The organism is Pyrobaculum islandicum DSM 4184, assembly GCF_000015205.1.
Classification (GTDB): Archaea; Thermoproteota; Thermoprotei; order Thermoproteales; family Thermoproteaceae; genus Pyrobaculum; species Pyrobaculum islandicum.
Map to the genome: position 1 here is coordinate 546,184 of NC_008701.1, position 17,086 is coordinate 563,269.

The 17,086-nt window shown below is 45.9% G+C and carries 19 protein-coding genes and 2 tRNA genes; 17 read left to right on the top strand and 4 right to left on the bottom strand.

Translation table 11 applies throughout. From position 1 onward, the window contains the following. The 8 genes from PISL_RS03080 (at window position 1) to PISL_RS03110 (ending at window position 8,128) form a co-directional block, all read left to right on the top strand. Entirely contained in the window at window positions 1-1,302 is a 1,302-nt protein-coding gene (locus tag PISL_RS03080) for a signal recognition particle protein Srp54 (RefSeq protein ID WP_011762351.1), read from the top strand. Then, a complete protein-coding gene (locus PISL_RS03085; RefSeq protein ID WP_053240294.1) occupies window positions 1,299-1,769 on the top strand; it encodes a hypothetical protein in 471 nt (156 codons plus the stop codon). The genes PISL_RS03080 and PISL_RS03085 overlap by 4 nt, the downstream gene beginning before the upstream one ends. A 29-nt stretch (window positions 1,770-1,798) precedes the next feature. After that, window positions 1,799-3,031: a tRNA pseudouridine(54/55) synthase Pus10 gene (locus PISL_RS03090; RefSeq protein WP_053240295.1), complete on the top strand. Its 1,233-nt coding sequence runs from the start codon at window positions 1,799-1,801 to the stop codon at window positions 3,029-3,031. A 27-nt stretch (window positions 3,032-3,058) separates the two neighbouring features. Then, window positions 3,059-4,576 carry a glutamine-hydrolyzing GMP synthase gene (guaA, locus tag PISL_RS03095; RefSeq protein WP_011762354.1) on the top strand — a complete coding sequence of 506 codons (1,518 nt, stop codon included), beginning with the start codon at window positions 3,059-3,061 and terminating at the stop codon, window positions 4,574-4,576. A 129-nt stretch (window positions 4,577-4,705) separates the two neighbouring features. Further along, window positions 4,706-6,094: a gamma-glutamyltransferase gene (locus tag PISL_RS03100; RefSeq protein ID WP_011762355.1), complete on the top strand. Its 1,389-nt coding sequence runs from the start codon at window positions 4,706-4,708 to the stop codon at window positions 6,092-6,094. A 35-nt stretch (window positions 6,095-6,129) separates the two neighbouring features. Beyond that, window positions 6,130-6,294, top strand: coding sequence for a hypothetical protein (locus PISL_RS10595; protein ID WP_167827607.1), 165 nt, complete (start codon window positions 6,130-6,132; stop codon window positions 6,292-6,294). Window positions 6,295-6,347: 53 nt separating this feature from the next. Then, window positions 6,348-6,435 (top strand) — tRNA-Leu (locus PISL_RS03105). Between the two features lie 55 nt (window positions 6,436-6,490). Further along, window positions 6,491-8,128, top strand: a complete 1,638-nt coding sequence (locus PISL_RS03110; protein ID WP_011762356.1) for an ABC transporter substrate-binding protein — start codon at window positions 6,491-6,493, stop codon at window positions 8,126-8,128. On the opposite strand, the gene PISL_RS03115 is transcribed toward PISL_RS03110, so the two are convergent. Together PISL_RS03115 and PISL_RS03120 are read right to left on the bottom strand one after the other, a co-directional pair. Beyond that, window positions 8,125-8,913 carry an ABC transporter permease gene (locus PISL_RS03115; protein WP_011762357.1) on the bottom strand — a complete coding sequence of 263 codons (789 nt, stop codon included), beginning with the start codon at window positions 8,911-8,913 and terminating at the stop codon, window positions 8,125-8,127. The two genes, PISL_RS03110 and PISL_RS03115, sit on opposite strands and share 4 nt — an antisense overlap. Beyond that, window positions 8,910-9,923: an ABC transporter permease gene (locus PISL_RS03120; RefSeq protein WP_011762358.1), complete on the bottom strand. Its 1,014-nt coding sequence runs from the start codon at window positions 9,921-9,923 to the stop codon at window positions 8,910-8,912. Before PISL_RS03120 ends, PISL_RS03115 begins: the two co-directional genes overlap by 4 nt. Window positions 9,924-9,971: 48 nt before the next feature. On the opposite strand from PISL_RS03120, the gene PISL_RS10600 reads away from it, so the two are divergent. Next, window positions 9,972-10,093, top strand: a tRNA-Ile gene (locus tag PISL_RS10600). A gap of 129 nt (window positions 10,094-10,222) precedes the next feature. On the opposite strand, the gene PISL_RS10605 is transcribed toward PISL_RS10600, so the two are convergent. Beyond that, window positions 10,223-10,513, bottom strand: a complete 291-nt coding sequence (locus PISL_RS10605) for a hypothetical protein (RefSeq protein WP_167827608.1) — start codon at window positions 10,511-10,513, stop codon at window positions 10,223-10,225. Between PISL_RS10605 and PISL_RS10610 the strand changes: the two genes are divergently transcribed. The 4 genes from PISL_RS10610 (at window position 10,503) to PISL_RS03140 (ending at window position 12,712) form a co-directional block, all read left to right on the top strand. Further along, on the top strand, window positions 10,503-10,673 hold the full coding sequence (locus tag PISL_RS10610; RefSeq protein WP_167827609.1) for a hypothetical protein: 171 nt from the start codon (window positions 10,503-10,505) through the stop codon (window positions 10,671-10,673). The genes PISL_RS10605 and PISL_RS10610 overlap by 11 nt on opposite strands. Window positions 10,674-10,720: 47 nt before the next feature. Continuing rightward, window positions 10,721-11,401, top strand: a complete 681-nt coding sequence (locus PISL_RS11645) for a hypothetical protein (protein ID WP_011762360.1) — start codon at window positions 10,721-10,723, stop codon at window positions 11,399-11,401. Between the two features lies 1 nt (window position 11,402). Then, entirely contained in the window at window positions 11,403-11,795 is a 393-nt protein-coding gene (locus tag PISL_RS11650; protein ID WP_011762361.1) for a hypothetical protein, read from the top strand. 326 nt (window positions 11,796-12,121) lie between these two features. Further along, window positions 12,122-12,712, top strand: a complete 591-nt coding sequence (locus PISL_RS03140; RefSeq protein ID WP_011762362.1) for a 50S ribosomal protein L6 — start codon at window positions 12,122-12,124, stop codon at window positions 12,710-12,712. A 214-nt stretch (window positions 12,713-12,926) separates the two neighbouring features. Here the strand turns inward: PISL_RS03140 and PISL_RS03145 are convergent, their stop codons facing one another. Further along, window positions 12,927-13,796: a UbiA-like polyprenyltransferase gene (locus PISL_RS03145; protein ID WP_011762363.1), complete on the bottom strand. Its 870-nt coding sequence runs from the start codon at window positions 13,794-13,796 to the stop codon at window positions 12,927-12,929. Window positions 13,797-13,858: 62 nt separating this feature from the next. Here PISL_RS03145 and PISL_RS03150 point away from each other — a divergent pair, with 62 nt between their 5' ends. From PISL_RS03150 to PISL_RS03165, 4 genes are all read left to right on the top strand, one after another. Continuing rightward, window positions 13,859-14,281, top strand: a complete 423-nt coding sequence (locus tag PISL_RS03150; protein ID WP_011762364.1) for a thioredoxin family protein — start codon at window positions 13,859-13,861, stop codon at window positions 14,279-14,281. A 26-nt stretch (window positions 14,282-14,307) separates the two neighbouring features. Continuing rightward, the gene (locus tag PISL_RS03155; protein WP_011762365.1) at window positions 14,308-15,654 is read left to right on the top strand and encodes an FAD-dependent oxidoreductase; all 1,347 of its coding nucleotides are present in this window, start codon (window positions 14,308-14,310) and stop codon (window positions 15,652-15,654) included. Window positions 15,655-15,723: 69 nt separating this feature from the next. Continuing rightward, complete coding sequence (gene mdh, locus PISL_RS03160; protein ID WP_011762366.1) at window positions 15,724-16,653, top strand: NAD-dependent malate dehydrogenase; 930 nt, start codon at window positions 15,724-15,726, stop codon at window positions 16,651-16,653. Window positions 16,654-16,683: 30 nt separating this feature from the next. Next, window positions 16,684-17,055, top strand: coding sequence for a hypothetical protein (locus tag PISL_RS03165; protein ID WP_011762367.1), 372 nt, complete (start codon window positions 16,684-16,686; stop codon window positions 17,053-17,055). Window positions 17,056-17,086 lie beyond the last annotated feature (31 nt).

The following is a 17,086-nucleotide window of genomic DNA, read 5'->3' on the forward strand; positions in this document are numbered from 1 at the left end:
GTGAAGGCGCTTGGCGAAGTATTTAGTAAGCTTGTCGAAAAAATTAGAGGTGTTAGTTATATAGACGAAGCAACGTTACAAGAGCTTTCAAGAGAGATTCAAAGAGCGCTTCTTAAAGCCGACGTTCCTCTAGATATGGTAAAGACGTTTACTGAAAATGCAGTAAAGAGAATGCGTGAGGAGAAGCCGCCTGCCGGTATACCGCCGAGGGAATACGTCTTATATATCCTATACGATGAATTAGTAAAGCTGTTGGGCGGGGAGCAACCCGCCGAGTTTAAACCAGTTAAAAAACCCTATTTGGTGCTCCTCCTAGGTGTCGAAGGAAGCGGGAAAACAACGACAGCCGCAAAATTAGCTAGATATTTGGTAAAGAGAGGATATAGAGTGGGGCTTGTGGAGACAGATACTATAAGACCCGCCGCGTTTGACCAGTTGAAACAACTTGCGGAAAAGATAGGTGTCCCTTTCTATGGCGAAAGAGATAGTAAAGATGCTGTAGAAATCGCACGTCGCGGTGTCCAAAATTTCAAAAATATGGACGTGGTAATTATAGACACTGCAGGGCGTCATAAAAACGAAGAGGCTCTACTACAAGAGGTAAAGATGATATATGAAGCTGTAAACCCCGACGAGGTTATACTTGTAATAGATGCGACAGTTGGTAAACTAGCGGCTGCACAAGCGGAGGCCTTTATGAAATATCTACCGATACATTCGGTAATAATTACAAAGATGGATAGCACTGCGAGAGGCGGCGGCGCATTAGCCGCTGTTATTAAAACGGGGGCTAGGGTGAAGTTTATAGGCGTTGGCGAAGACGTAGACGAATTCGATTTGTTTAACCCACGTAAGTTTGTGGCAAGAGTCCTCGGGATGGGCGACCTAGACGCGTTAGTAGAAAAGATAAAAGCCGTATTTGAAGAAGAGAAGGTTCTACAGGAGATAGAGTCTGGGAGATTAGATCTTTTAACTTTTAAAAAACAGATAGAGGGTTTGTTAAAACTTGGGCCGCTGAGTAAGGTACTTCAACTGTTGCCAGGGGGTTTTGCCGCAAAAATCTCGGAGGAGCAAGTTGAACTTTCGCAAAAGAATCTAAAGAAGTGGTATGCCATATTAAGTTCTATGACAATAGAAGAGTTAAAGAACCCAGATATTCTAAATGCTTCAAGAATCCGCAGAATAGCGCTTGGCGCTGGCGTTACACCTAAAGACGTAAAAGAGATGCTAACTGTATATGAAAACCTGAAGAAGATGTCTAAGACTTTAAAGAGACAGCTGAGAATGAGGATACCAAAGTGAGGCGTTTTCTCGTAGTGACTTCATTACGAAGATTTACGGCGGAGCCGCATATACATGCAAAACTGCTTGTCGCCGCCCTCTTGATTTCCAATGGCATACGTAAAGACGCCGAAGCTGTGTTTTACCTAGTAGATTTACAAAAGACAGTAAAAATTCTTGGCAGCCGGGTAAAGAGACTTTTTCCAGATGAAGACTCCTCAGTGGGATTTCTAAAAAAGGCATTTGCAGGCGAAAAATTAACAGGTGTGATAGTAAAGAGGGGGGCTTCTGACTTAACTATAGGAACGACAGTGGGGCCGGGAGGTCGACGTAGGTGTATGCCTAACCCACCCTTTACCTACGTGGTAGTGTTTGAGCCATTTGACATAGACTTGGAATGTGATGCTGGGTTAGGAAAACTACCACCACATCACCAAGTCGTAATTATTAATATTGAAACTGATAGACTTCTCTACCACAGGCGATAAGTTAAATATTATCTCTAGTTGTGGACGTCGTGGATATACTAGAAAAATCTCTTGAAATTCTCAAGGCCTACCCACTTTGTGACTCTTGTCTTGGTAGACTTTTTGCACAAATGGGTTACGCGCTGGAGAATTGGGAAAGGGGTTTTAGTATAAAGACGATGTTACATATGAAATTAGTCACACTTTTCCGCCAAGGCGTTGATGTTACTACAGATTTAAAAAGCCTAGCTCGTATACATAAACCTACTAGGCGCTTTCTCTCAACTATTGGAATTACTGTGGAGGAGGCTCAGTGTTATATATGCGGAGGTCTTCTCTCGAATGTTGAACGTTTTGCTAAAGAGGCTGTATCAAAAGTCGATGGAATAGAGTTTGAAACTTTTGCAGTAGGTACCACAATACCAAGAGAAATTCTTGAAAGAGAGTCAGAGGTTGTAAAAAAATTCCTCGTCTCTACAGGAGAATCTATTAAACATGAGATTAATAGGAGAATCGGCAAGGAGCTTTTAAGACTACTAGGCAGACGCGTTGATAAACAACGGCCAAATATCTTAATAAAGATAGATTTGATAAACGGTAAGATAGATATAGTGAAGAATCCTCTTCTTATAGAAGGGGTATATCTAAAACTTAGCCGGAGGATTTCTCAAGCTAAGAAATTCGGTAATGTAAAATCCTCCTTGTTGGAGAAGCTACAGTACATCAGGGATATGTATGGCGGCGTAGAACACATAATTCATGTATCAGGGAGGGAGGATAGCGACGCTAGAATGTTGGGGCCCGGCAGACCTCTTGTTGTGGAAATCAAACAGCCGACTAAATACAAAGGACTCCCACATCTATACTCCGACGGGGACGTGATCTTTATCCCACTTGGTTTTACCACTAGAGATGAAGTCAGAAAGCTAAAAGAAAAGGCTAAGACAGATATAAAATTATATCGTGCATTAGTATACTCCGATCGCCCGCTTTCTGAGGAGGAGCTTAGAAAACTTGCTGAACTTTCGGGCAAGACAGTAGTCCAATACACACCGCGTCGAATTAAGAGACTTAATCCAAGAAAGAAGAGGACGAGGATGGTTTATGAAATCGTTTGGCGTTTTATATCGTCTCACGTCTTTGAGCTTTATGTAAGATGTCAGGGTGGGCTCTATGTAAAAGAGTTTATTCACGGCGATGGAGGTAGAACTACGCCAAGCGTTGCTGAAATTTTAAACACGTACTTAGAAGTGTTAGAGCTTGACGTGCTATCTATAGAATAGTTTTTAACTAAATGATTTAACAATCCTGTGGAGAGAATAGTAGTTGTAAATTTCGGCGGGCAATATGCCCATTTAATTGCCAGACGTCTCAGAGAAAGGGGGGTGTATACGGAGATTGTTACGCCTGAAGACGCCGTTGAAATAGCCAAAGCGCCAGATGTAAAAGCAATAATTCTCTCTGGAGGCCCTAGTTCTGTTTATCAAGAAGGTGCGCCTGACGTACCAGATGAGTTATTTGCTATTGGTAAGCCTATACTTGGCATATGCTATGGACACCAATTGATTGCAAAAAAGTTGGGGGGTTTGGTAAGGCGGGGTAAGGGTGAATATGGTAAGACGTTGGTAAGGGTGTTGGTAAACGACCATATTTTCGACACATGGGAAAGCGAAGAGATAGTTTGGATGAGCCATAGCGACTATGTAGCGCAACCTCCAGAAGGGTTTACCATTTTGGCAGTAAGCGAGAATGGGTACGTGGCTGCTATGAAGAAGGATTATATCTACGGTGTACAATTCCACCCAGAGGTTGTCCATACGCCAAAAGGCGGTGTATTGTTGGAGAATTTTGCTAGGAAAATAGCCGGGGTAAAGCATGTGTGGAAACCAGAGGATCAGATAGGCAAACTCATTGAGGAGATTAGAAAGGAGGTAAAAGATGGCGATATAATTATCGGCGTAAGCGGTGGCGTTGATAGTACTGTAGTTGCTGTACTTGTACATATGGCAGTTGGAGAGAGGGCAAAGGCTGTGTTTATAGACCATGGGTTGTTTAGAGAGGGAGAGCCTGAGCAAGTTGTGAAACTATTAAATTCGCTTGGCATAAAAGTTTACTACGTTGACGCGCGTGAGCGATTTCTAAAGCGGCTAGAGGGCGTCTCTGACTGTGAAGAAAAACGTAGAATAATAGGGGAGACATTTGCAGAAGTATTTACAGAGACTTTATCCAAGTTCCCAGAGGTGAAATATTTAGCTCAAGGCACTCTGTACCCTGACGTTATAGAAAGCGGAGCGGTAAAGGGAGCAGATAAAATAAAGAGTCATCATAACGTAGGCGGTTTACCAAGGTGGTTTAACTTAAAACTTATCGAGCCGCTTCGCGAGTTCTACAAAGATGAAGTAAGAAAATTGGCAAGGGCCCTAGGCTTGCCAGACGAGGTGGTATACAGACACCCATTTCCAGGCCCTGGTTTAGCAGTACGTATAATCGGGCCGTTTACCAGAGAGAAGTTGGAAATTGTGAGAAAGGCTACTAAAATTATAGAAGAGGAGTTGGAGAAAGGAGGTATTTTGAGAAAGGTGTGGCAAGCTTTTGCAGTAGTTGGCGATGACAAATGGGTGGGTGTGAAGGGTGATAGACGTACTGTCGGTTATATTGTAACTATAAGGGTTGTAGAGAGTGAAGACGCGATGACGGCAGATTGGTCGCGTTTACCCTATGAAGTCATAGAGAGAATCTCAACACGTATAACTTCCGAAATCCCCCAAGTGACTATGGTTACATATGCCGTCACTACAAAACCGCCGTCAACTATAGAACCCTGTTAATATGCGGTCGGCCCTACCGGCTCCGCCTTCATACTCGCCCGTCACGCGGGCGTAAATCTGGCGGGCGGGGAACCGGGGGTTCTTTTTAATCTTCGCCTAAATTTAAAAACTTTAATCTGGTGGGAGGGTATGTACATAGGTACAGATTTCGTAATTGTCAGCGAGAGCTATCTAGCGACGCGGGCGGGCTACGAGACTTATAAAGCTGGCGGCAACGCTATAGATGCTATTACTTGTGCCTCTATAGTATTAACATATACGTTGCCACATCTAGGCGGTGTTGGAGGAGATTTTCTGGCGCTTGTACATAGCGGCAGTAATGTAGAAGCTATATTGGGGCTGGGGTGGGCTCCAAGGAGAATCCCAGAGAAACCCCCGCGGAGGGGTTTACGCTCAGCTACTGTGCCGGGCTATGTGGCTGGTCTCTATGAATTCCACAGGAGACACGGCGTTTTAGAGTGGAGGGAGGTTGTAGACATAGCACTTAATGCTATGGAAAAAGCGACGTTGCACCCATCTCTAGCGTACGCAATAGAGAGACATAAAGATGTACTTGTTGCAGACCCTGGTGGCCGTATATATCTTAGTTTACCTCGACTATCTGGCGCGCCTTATCGTATAGACCCGTTAATAAAGCTGTGGAACAAACTTAGAGAGAACCCACTGTCTTTTTACGACGAAATTGCTAACGACATACTATATGACTATTTTGAACTAGAGGATTTCTCGAGATTTAAAGCCGAAGTGAAAAAGCCCGTGTATATAGAGTTGGGGGATTGGATTATATATGAGGCGCCGCCCCCCTCTCTTGGTTTTGCTGTGTTACTTGCGGTGAAGTTGACTAAACGCGCCGAGGGGGCGTTTAGCTATTCCAGGATTCAGAATACTGTTGCGGCGTTGAGAAAAGCGCATTGGGCACGCGACCGCTATTTACACGACGGCTATATACCACTTGACGATTTACTAAGTGGCAAGATAGAGCTAGGCGAAGCCGAAGTCCCAGAGCCCACCCCAGGCACTACATATCTCGCGGCGGCGGATAGAGACTTTGTAGTTTCTGCTATACAATCTCTCTACTATCCCTTTGGCGCAGGGTTTACAGATGCCAAATGGGGGATAACATTTAACAATAGGGCAAGCGATTTTACACATGGTTTAAACAGTGCATCTCCTCACAAAAGACCTGCACATACCCTCTCGGCTGTAGTAATGGAGAGAGGGGGCGAGATTTATGCACTCGGGGCAAGCGCCGGTCATTATAGACCTGCCATTTATACACAATTAATACACAATATAGTATGGTATGGAATGGATCCACGCCAAGCCATATGGGCCCCCCGTTTTATTTGGTTGCGTGGCGCCGAGGTTCAAGCAGAGGAGGGTTGGGAAGGGGGGCCTGGAGTACATATCGTAAAATACCCCAGCCGCATGGGCGTAGCGGCTTTAGCGGCTAGAAAAAACGGCACACTAGTTGCAGTCTCCGATATACGTGGCGACGGCTTAGCCTTGGGGATATAGCGAAAAATTTATTTTCAAAGATCAAAGAAATAGCTATGGGCTATCGGTGCGCAATCTGTGGCAGGGAGGACACCCCACTTTTAGAGGCTAACATAAAGGGTATAGGACCCGCGCTAGTATGTCCAGACTGTTGGTCTAAACTTATGGCAGAAAACAAGATAATTGTAGGAACTAGTGGCGGGGGTTGTCCCTGCGGTTAGACGTAGTTGTCGTGTAAAATATTTAAATCGTCATAAATACTATAGCAGGAAGCGCGGGGGTGCCCGAGCCAGGTCAAAGGGGCAGGGTTGAGGTCCCTGTGGCGTAGGCCTGCGTGGGTTCAAATCCCACCCCCCGCACCACCTCTATAGTCTTATATAGATCTTAACATATTTTAACAGTCTCATTCTTGTAGTTATGAATAAGTCTCTAGCTGTAGGAATAGTTGTTTTAGTTGTCGTGTTGGCAGTTATAGCAATATTCCTATCTCAACAACAAGCCCCTGCGCCCCGTCCGTTGCCACAGTCTTCAAGTCCCACTACAACGCAGACTCCTATTCCCACCACGCCGAAGTCTTCTCCCACTTCTACAACGCCGCAACCAACTTCGCTTACGATCGGAGTGACAGATAAAGTCACCGACTTAGATCCAGCGAACGCCTACGACTTCTTTACATGGGAAATTTTCTACAACACAATGGCGGGGCTCGTTAGATACAAGCCGGGAACAACAGAGCTAGAGCCCGACCTAGCTGAGAATTGGACGGTGCTAGAGGGGGGCAAGGTGTGGGTGTTTAAACTAAGGCCAAATCTTAAGTTCTGTGACGGTACCCCGCTTACTGCCAGTGATGTAAAGCGGTCTATCGAGCGCGTAATGAAGATAAACGGGGACCCTGCTTGGCTTGTCACAGATTTTGTAGAAAAGGTAGAGACACCCAACGCAACTACAGTGATCTTCTACTTGAAGACACCTGTCTCCTACTTCCTAGCGCTTGTAGCAACGCCGCCTTACTTCCCCGTACATCCAAAATATGTACCCGATAGAATCGACTCGGATCAGACGGCAGGCGGCGCAGGGCCCTACTGTATAAAGTCATTTGTGAGAGACCAACAGATAGTGCTAGAGGCAAATCCATACTACTATGGGCCTAAGCCGCAGATATCTAAAGTTGTCATAAAGTTTTATAAAGACGCTACGACGCTGAGACTTGCCCTAGAAAGAGGCGAGGTCGATATAGCCTGGAGGACTCTTAATCCGCCTGATATTGAGGCGCTAAAGGCATCAGGCAAGTTTAAAATCGTCGAAGTGCCTGGTTCTTTTATACGTTACATAGTACTTAATCTCAATATGCCAGAGCTAAAGGACGTTAGAGTAAGACAAGCGCTGGCCGCCGCCGTGTGTAGAAAGGACATTGTGCAGACGGTATTCCGTGGCGCTGTTACGCCGCTTTATACTCTAATACCAGAGGGAATGTGGGGTTCTTACCCAGTCTTTAAGGAGAGGTACGGGGACTGTAACATAAGCCTAGCCAGATCCCTTCTACAGCAGGCTGGGTATAGCCAGAGCAAGAAACTGTCGATCGAGCTCTGGTATACGCCGACACACTACGGCGATACCGAAAAGGATCTTGCAGCAGTGTTGAAAGAGCAGTGGGAAGCCACAGGGCTTGTTTCTGTTACCGTGAAGTCGGCCGAGTGGGCTACATATGTACAGCAACTTAGAAGCGGCGCTATGATGGTATCTCTGCTGGGTTGGTATCCCGACTACCTGGATCCAGATGATTACACAACGCCGTTTCTCAAAAGCGGCTCTAACAAATGGTTGGGTAATGGCTATAGCAATCCAAAAATGGACGAGATACTCACCAAAGCCTCTGTTGAGGAAAGTCGGTTAGTTAGAGAACAGTTATATAGACAGGCACAACAACTGTTGGCGGAAGATGTGCCCATAATTCCTCTTGTACAAGGTAAGCTGTTTATAGCAACGAAGCCAAATATACAAGTCGTAGTAGATCCGACAATGATCCTGAGATATTGGGCAATAAAAATAGCCTAGTCTTTTTTCCCCAGTCTCTCCCCTAGTCCTTCTCCCAAAAGTGAAAACCCCAGCGCAGTTAACACTATAAATATGCCTGGAATAAGTAGCCACCAATAGCCGTTTATTATATAGGATTTGGCACTAGAAAGATCAAGACCCCAGTCAGGTGTTGGCGGTGTCACAGTATATCCAAAGAAGGCAAGCGCCGATTCTGTAAGCGCAGCGTCTGCTATGTTTATAGTCGCCACGACGACTAGAGAAGGCACGAGATTCGGCAGTACGTGTCTAAAAATTATCCTATGTCGTGGCATACCCAGGGAAACTGCAGCCTCTATGAAAAGACTGGATTTGACTACTAAAGTCTCGTTTCTTGCCATTCTGAAGTAAGTGGGTATATAGACGACGCCTATTGCCAATGCTGCGTTTAAAGGACTAGGTCCCAGCACGCTTGCGATAGCTATTGCAAGTATCAAACTGGGGAATGCGTACATGCTATCCATTACCATGTTTAACACCCTATCTGTTTTACCTCCGATGTAGCCTGAGAACATGCCAAGAGTAAATCCTATAGATGCAGAGAATAATGTGGCTAAAAGCGATACTCCTATGATTACTTGTCCTCCGTAGAGAACTCGGCTTAATACATCACGACCTAAATTGTCTGTCCCAAAGGGGTGTTTTATACTAGGCGGGCTCAGCGGCTCTGCGACTTTTTTTGTAGGGTCGTATGGTGCCACCACCGGCGCGAGTGCTGAGAATATAATGACGAAAGCTACTAGGAAGGCGCCGGTTTTTAGCATCATAGGCCTTTCCTAACCCTAGGGTCCAGTAATGCGTTTATTATGTCTACTAAGATATTCATGAATACAACAATAAATACAAACACAACTACTGTGCCTTGTACCGTAGTATAGTCGAGATATTGAATTCTCTCAAGAAGAAGAGTGCCAAGACCCGGCCACGAAAAAGTCGTCTCTGTCAAAACGGCGCCTTGTAATAAAAGCGCCAGTTGTAACCCCATCATTGTGACTGTTGGGACTATAGCTACACGATACGCCTTCCACAATACGCTCCACTCTCTAAACCCCATAGCTCTATATGCAAATATAAAATCCTCTCCGAGAGTCTTTTTCATATTGTTTCTAATTAGACGTACAAAGACGCCAGATAACACCAGACCTAGCGTAAATGAGGGTAGTGCTAAATGCCAAACAGCGTCAAAAAACGAGTCTAGTCTCCTCGCTAAGAGAGAATCCAATAGGTAGAGACCCGTTATCTTCGGTGGCTCTAGACCCGGCGTTATACGGCCGGCGACGGGGAATAAGTTAAGCCACACTGAGAATATAAGCTGTAGCGCTAAGCCGATAAAAGGTATAAAAAGCACATATGCTACCATGGCATATACCCTGGTGGCCGTGTCGAATTTTCCGCCGTATTTTACCGCTAGAAATCCAAATAGATGGCCTAACACGATGCTTACGAAAAACGCCGAGATTGCTAATTCTACAGTCGCCGGCAATCTGTCTATGATTTCATTAACTACTTCTCTTTTTCCAAATATTAAACTTCTCCCTAAGTTTCCTGTAAAGATTTGTGATAAGTAGTCAAAATATTGTATATAGATTGGTTTGTCTAATCCTGCCTCTCTTATTAATTGTTCTACATACTCTGGTGGAGCTTTCATGCCGACCATCGCTATTATAGGGTTCCCCGGTATGACCCTTAGTATAAAAAACACTACAGTAAGTAGAATTAATAAAGTCGGCACCGCTAAAAGAGTTCTAAAGGCGATATATCGTAATAGACTTGACATGAGTTTCTCAAAGAGACAAAATTTATAAGTTGGGGAGTATGCATCAAAGGGCCCGTGGCTTAGCCCGGTTAGAGCGCCCGGCTGATAGCCGGCCGGTCAGAGACCGGGAGGTCCCGTCAACCCCCTCGGCGGGGGGTTGGGATAGGGTTCAAATCCCGGCGGGCCCACCAAATACGGATTTGTTTTTACCCTCCTCACGGCGTCTATTGTCAACGCCACGATGGGTATTGCCAGTGGGAGTAGGGCTTGGGGCGGTAGTAGTGGTATGTTTACGGCGCAGGCAAGGACGAGCGCGTTGTTTACCACGGCAGTTTAGCGACGGTGGCCAAGACCGCCGCGACGTGTCTAGCAACGCCGACCCCCTCCACCGAATAGGCCCACCTTCTTGTGTATAGTATCGCCATTGTAATGCCGACGTTGAGCGCGACTGCGAGCCAAGGGGTGTCTGCGAAGTACTGGTTCGTCTCGACGGCGCTGAAAGTCAAGTGTGTTGCACTCTTGCCTTTCTTTCCAGGCGGGGGTTGCGACATGCGAATGTTGGCCGCGTTCTTGGCCGCGGTGGCGGGGGTCACGGCCGTCGTGTGGTACACTGCCTTCGCACTGACGCACTCCAAGACCGTCCTCCGGGCGCTCGCCGTGGTGTTGTCCACATCGGCCATCTCTGCCGTGGTTCTGGACATACTCACTTGGATACTCCCCAAGGCCGTACAAGCGGCCGCCGCCTTGAGAGACGCCGAGACATGGGAGTAGGCTTGTTCCCGACAACCTAGTTTTTCTCTCCCACGCCATATGCGCCCATGAGCCAAACATACAGAGCGCCGAAGGTCAAAATCCCATGGCATCTCGTCGAGGAGAGGCCAGACGTCTTAGACACTGTAACGCGTATGTATTTAGCCGTCGAGGAATATGTAAAGAGACTGCTAAAGGAGTTGACGGGGCAAGAGGAGCCGAGACTCACGGCGGAGGAGTTGGACAGACTCCTCACGCTAGACAGGCGGGAGTTGGCGCACGGGATTATTGAAGAGACGTTCCACAAGTACGGACTTAAGAAGTACCTTGCAGAGTGGGCTAAATTCCTTTGGCGCGACGTAGTGTTCCATCGGGCGGTTCCGCTCTATGCCCAGTTGAGAGTCAAAGACGAGAGAGACGTGGGCAAAGCCGTCAAGTTGAAGAAGGGTAACATTGCTTGGATCAGAAAGCGGTTGGAAGAAGGCGCCAAGTCGAAACTCGCTTTCCTCGGTGTGGAGGTGAAGAGGAGCAAGAAGGAATCAACATACGGAAAGCTCTATATAGCGCTTGTCTTCGCCCGTGAAGCGACGCCGGTGGAGCTCAAGGCGATAGTTACCGTTGATATTAACCGTCTTGACTATGGCATAATAGTAGGCCTTCTCGTGGAGGGGAAGTTGAGACAGACGTTGAGACTTCCAGATGCGTCTGTAACTAGGGAGTCGGGGGAGACTTCACGAGGAGATAAGTAGGTTGGAAGAACGGGCCGCAAGGGAGACGGGCCCCGTCAGAAGGAGGCGGCTTGAGGAGAGGACGCGCCACCTCAAGTCCAGGCGGTTTAGGAAAATAGGGGGCGTTGTGACGCAGATCGCTAGAGAGATTATTGAACTTGCTAGAGCAAACGACGCCGCAATCGTGGTTGACAAGATCGAGAACGAGAGTTACCGAGAGCTCAAGGAGAGCAACTGGAGTGGCGGAAAGAAGTACTTCCTAGACGGACTGGGTCAACTGAAGAGGAGACTGATGGAGTTGGCATTGTGGTACGGCCTGCCGTATTTAGAGGTTATACAGCACAGCCTGCCCGAAATGCGGCGCCAAAATGGCAGAAGAGAGAAGCTACATCACGCATCGCCCCGCCTGCACTGACCATAGGGACCGGATTCCGCTGTTGTGGGCCAAGAGACGTTATTGAGAAATCCTACAGAAGACAAAACAACCGGCTTTTTCCTCCGTCCGGCGACCACCTCACTTTTAAACTCGTAAGTCCTTTCGCCCACGAACCAACCGGCCCTGGGGACCGGCCGGCTATTGCGGTCTGACGCGCCCGTCCGCCCGGGCACGGCCGGACCCCCACGCCCCGGGTTGTCCAGCGCGACTCGGGCACGTGCCCCGAGCCCCCAGGGAAGGCCGGTGAAGCAAAGGGGAACTCACCAAAGTCTCTAAGTTTTTAAACTTAGCAAAAAATCGGCTTTATGCATGTAGTATATAGCGTGGAGGAGGTTGAGATTCCTCAAAATGTTAAAGTAAGTGTCGAGAAGATTGGGCCGTTTGATTATGTAGTTAAAGTGAAGGGGCCTCTTGGCGAAATTACCAAGGAGTTTAGAAATACGCCGGTGGTTATGAATTTAAGAGATGGAAAGGTAGTGCTTGAAGTATTTAACGCTAGAAAAAAAGAGTATGCCATCCTTGGCGCTTACAAAGGCATTCTTAGAAATATGTTTCTTGGAGTCACCAAGGGCTGGAGGTACAAGCTGAAGGTTATATACACGCACTTTCCTATGCTTGTAAAAGTGCAGGGAAATCAACTAATAATTGAGAATTTCCTTGGAAGAAAGTCAAAAATCGTACTTACAATACCCAGTGGTGTAAAGGTAGAAGTAAAAGGCAAGGAGGATATAATAGTAGAGGGCGTAGATAAAGATCTTGTTAGCCAATTTGCGGCTACGATACAGTCGGCCGTAGAGTTGAGAGGAGACGAGAGGCCCTCTCCACACGGCCGCGAAGGCGGTTTAGGCATTGTCGACGGAATCTACGTCGTTGGATATGAACATATTAAAAGTTAAATTTTTGGAGCTTACGTGTCGTCTGCGCCTTTGTCTCTGCACTTTATGTCATCATAATATGTACAGTCTTAAATTAGCAGATCTGTTAGTCGGAGGTGCAGAGGGAATAAGCCCTTTGGCAAATGTAGCAAGCTTCGCCCTTTAGGACAGTGAGGAAGCCTCGTTTTGTTAAGAGTTTTGTATTTTTATAGCTAGACTTAATGCTTAACTAGTGCTAGTAGTACCCGACGAAAATTCCAAAAGGTATAAAGATGCCTACGGCGAGGTTTAAGTTAAATCCGCGCGCTACGTCTCCTCTTATGCCTAGTACTGCTGAGTATATTTCCAAGAAAGCCCCTATCGACGTTAGAACAAGCCCCCATATGTTAAGTCCGTAGCTTATGTAATTGACAATATACAAAGTTGCAGACGCGGACATTAGGAGAGCAGTTACTATATCGGCAGCTTTTAATCCAAAACACGCCGGTATACTCCCCAGCCTTTGTCTTTTATCAAATTCGTAATCTCCCTTTGAATACATGACGTCAAATCCGGCGACCCACAATGCCGAAGCTACAACTAATATCCATGGTGTTTTTGCTAAAGCTATTTGTATATCGTCTGGATATGTCGCAATAGCCGCGCCCAGGGGTACTAATGCGTAAACTAAGCCTAGGTGTAAATGAGGAATACAGTGAACCCTCTTCGCGTAGGGATACGTCATGACGACAGCCAGATATGGCAACGAAAGCGTCAAAGGCCATTTTCCAAGCGCCATCGCTGAAAGTATAAAAATGGCAACGCCGAAGAGGAAGACGCCATAGGCCTCTCTGAAGCTTATTTTACCAGATACAAGCATCCGTCTTTGAGTTCTAGGATTCAGCTTGTCTATAGGGTAGTCTGCAATATTATTCCAAGCCATCCCAGCAGTTCTAAGGCCAAAAACAGCAAGTCCTATAAATACGGCTTTCCAAAAGTCGATTACTCCACCTGTTAGTAGTGCCGCGGCATATGCCATGGGAAGGGTAAAAATAGTGTGTTCTACTCGTATAAACCTGAGGATTCTTATTGTAGTTGTGCCGACAACCTCAGGGTCGAATAGCACTTTTGTCTACACTACTGGATTAAAATAGATTAATATATTTAAGCCAGGAGTAAAGATAGCGTGTGGACGAGATAGATAGGTTGCTATGGAAAAAAGCGGTTGAGATAACTAGCAGAAAAACGCAGAAATGCTGTCTAGTGAGCTATACGCCTGGCCATGTCTTGTCTGATGTTTCACAATTTAAAAACGCCGTGATGGGGTGTAGAGTAACTTTTGTCATGTTTTTTGGCAAAACATGTCCCTATTGTCAAATGTTCGACCCGATCTTTAGATATATAGGAGAGAAATATCGTGAATATGCAAATTTTGTAAAAGCAGATATAGAGGAGTTCTACAATATAGCGATTCGACTAGGTATAATGGCGACGCCGACCACTGTGGCTTTTTTAAATGGACAGCCCATAGAGGTGGCACCAGGCTTTATGACGGCTCCGCAGTTCAAGACATTTGTAGAAACTGTACTTAGCCACGCCGGTTGTAAATAGTTTTAAAGTCGTATCGCGCTATTCATATGGTAAGAGTAGTTATAGTCGGAGGCGGCGCTGCCGGAGCTTCTGCAGCTGCCAGAGCAAGAAGACTAGATCCCAATGCTGAGATTATATTAATAGAGAGAGGCTCGATGATAACTCACGCACCTTGTGGAATGCCTTATGCCATAGGGGGAGTTGTTAAAAGTCACGAAGATCTGATGACGTACAAACCTGAGGAGTTTGAAAAAGAGAGGAACATCAGGGTTTTAATAAGATCTACCGTTACGGAGATAGATGTAGATAAGCGTGTCGTAGTTGTCGAAAGAGGGAACAACACTGAGAAGATTTCTTGGGATAAGCTAGTGATAGCAACAGGCGCAAAACCTCTGATACCTAAAATTCCCGGCGTAGAACTGAGGGGGATATTAACTATGAGACACCCCGACGAAGTGCCAGAGTTAAAGGCGCAACTAGAGACTGCAAATACTGTTGCAATTGTGGGAGGTGGATACATAGGTGTTGAAATGGCTGAGATATTACTCGAATTAGGAAAGAAGGTAGTTCTCTTTGAGATGTTTAACCAAGTACTCCCAACAGCCCTCGATCCAGATATGGCGGCTATTGTCGCAGATGAGATGAAAAATCGCGGTGTAGAACTCCACTTAGGAGAGAAAGTTGTAGAATTCTCTGGCGCGGGACACGTTAGTAAAGTGATTACTGAGAAAGGTGAGTATAAAGTAGACAAAGTAATACTTGCTGTAGGCGTAAGACCAGACGTAGATCTTGCTGTAAAGGCTGGAGCTAAATTAGGCGAGACGGGAGCCGTCTATGTAAATGAATACATGGAAACGACTGTGCCTGACATATATGCTGCTGGCGACGTAGCAGAAAAGACGCATAGAGTTACCGGACGTAGAGTTTGGATTCCATTGGCGCCTACCGCAAATAAAGAGGGCCAGGTCGCTGGTGGAAACTCTGTCAAGGGGCGTGTGTTAAAGTTTCCTGGTGTCGTTGGAACTGCAGTCACTAAGTTCTACAGTCTCTATATTGCCAGGACTGGATTAAGTGAGAGAGAGGCAAGAGAGTTGGGCTATAAAGTTCAAAGCACGTTGATAAAAGCTAGGACTAAGGCTCATTATATGCCGGGAGGAGAGCCTGTTAGTATAAAGCTAGTGGCTGAGGAATCTACAGGTAGTATACTTGGCGCACAGATAGTCGGCAAGAGCCAAATAGTTGCATCCTATGCCGACATCATCGCATTAGCTGTTCAATCTAGGTATACAATTGAGGATTTATTCTTCTCCGATCTGGGCTATATGCCAGATGTAGCTCCCGTATGGCATCCATTAATCGTAGCGGCAAGGGTGTTAAGCAGAGGAAAGTTATAGTTTTTGGCTAGCAGATTTCCAGCTTTTTGGTAAAAACATGTTTTAATTCTAGTCTAAGCTACCTTAGTCATGATTACAATAATTGGAAGCGGCAGAGTTGGCACCGCGGCGGCAGTTATAATGGGATTGCTTAAAATAGACACAAAGATTCTGCTAATAGACATCATAAAAGGGTTGCCTCAGGGAGAGGCTTTAGATATGAATCACATGAGTTCAATATTAGGTCTCGACGTAGAGTATTTTGGTTCTAATGAATATAAAGACATGGAGGGTAGCGACTTGGTAATTGTAACAGCTGGGCTTCCGAGAAAACCAGGTATGACAAGAGAACAGTTGTTGGAGGCAAACGCCAAGATAGTTAGTGAAATAGGTAAAGAGATTAAGAGATACGCGCCTAACTCTGTAGTAATATTAACAACAAATCCGCTCGACGCGATGACATATGTAATGTGGAAATCCACAGGTTTTCCAAGAGAGAGGGTAATTGGCTTTAGTGGCGTGTTAGACGCGGGTCGCCTTGCCTACTATGCTGCCAAAAAACTTGGCGTATCGCCTGCGTCAATACTCCCCATAGTCTTGGGCCAACATGGGGAGAGTATGTTCCCTGTGCCAAGCAAGAGCTTTATACATGGCGTACCGCTCAGCAGACTATTGACAGAGGAACAATTGAAAGAGGTTGTGGAAGAAACGGTCAAGGCTGGTGCCAGGATAACAGAGCTAAGGGGTTTCTCGTCGAATTGGGGTCCGGGCGCTGGATTAGCGCTAATGGCAGAGGCTGTAAAACGTGACACCAAGAGGTCTCTTATAGCCTCGGTTGTGCTTCAGGGAGAGTATGATGTGCGCGACGTCCCAGTAGAGGTTCCAGTGATACTTGGGAGAAGCGGCGTTCTAAAAGTACTAGAGATTGAGCTTTCAGCAGAGGAGAGACAGAAGTTTATGCAAAGCGTAGAGGCGATAAGGAAACTCATCGCCTCTATACCGTCAAATTATCTCCAGTAAATTTTATACCTCTTTTCTCTCCTAATTCCTATGGCTCAAGCTTTACTGGAAATAACTAGTAGCAAAGGGAAATTGATAGTAATGGAAGATGTAGAGCTGGGACATGTGTTTGCCGTAATTCCATATGAGAAAAGAGCGAATCCGACTCTCATTAGAGAGTTGCGGGAGCAAACGCTTGATCCTTGGAGATACGTCAATGGAGTAGGGTTTGTTCTCGACCTGACCGCTTGGAAACAACAATCTTCTATAGATATAGACTATGTGAAGAATAAAATAGAGAAGTATAGAGAAATTTTAGACACTGTTTTTCAATTCCTTGAGACCGCCTCTGCTAAAGAACCCAAGAAGAAGACTACCAAAAAGAAGAAAAGCAAGAAGAAGTCGAAAAAGAAAAAATCTTAGAAAAAATAGTGTGGCATAAGTTTAAAATATC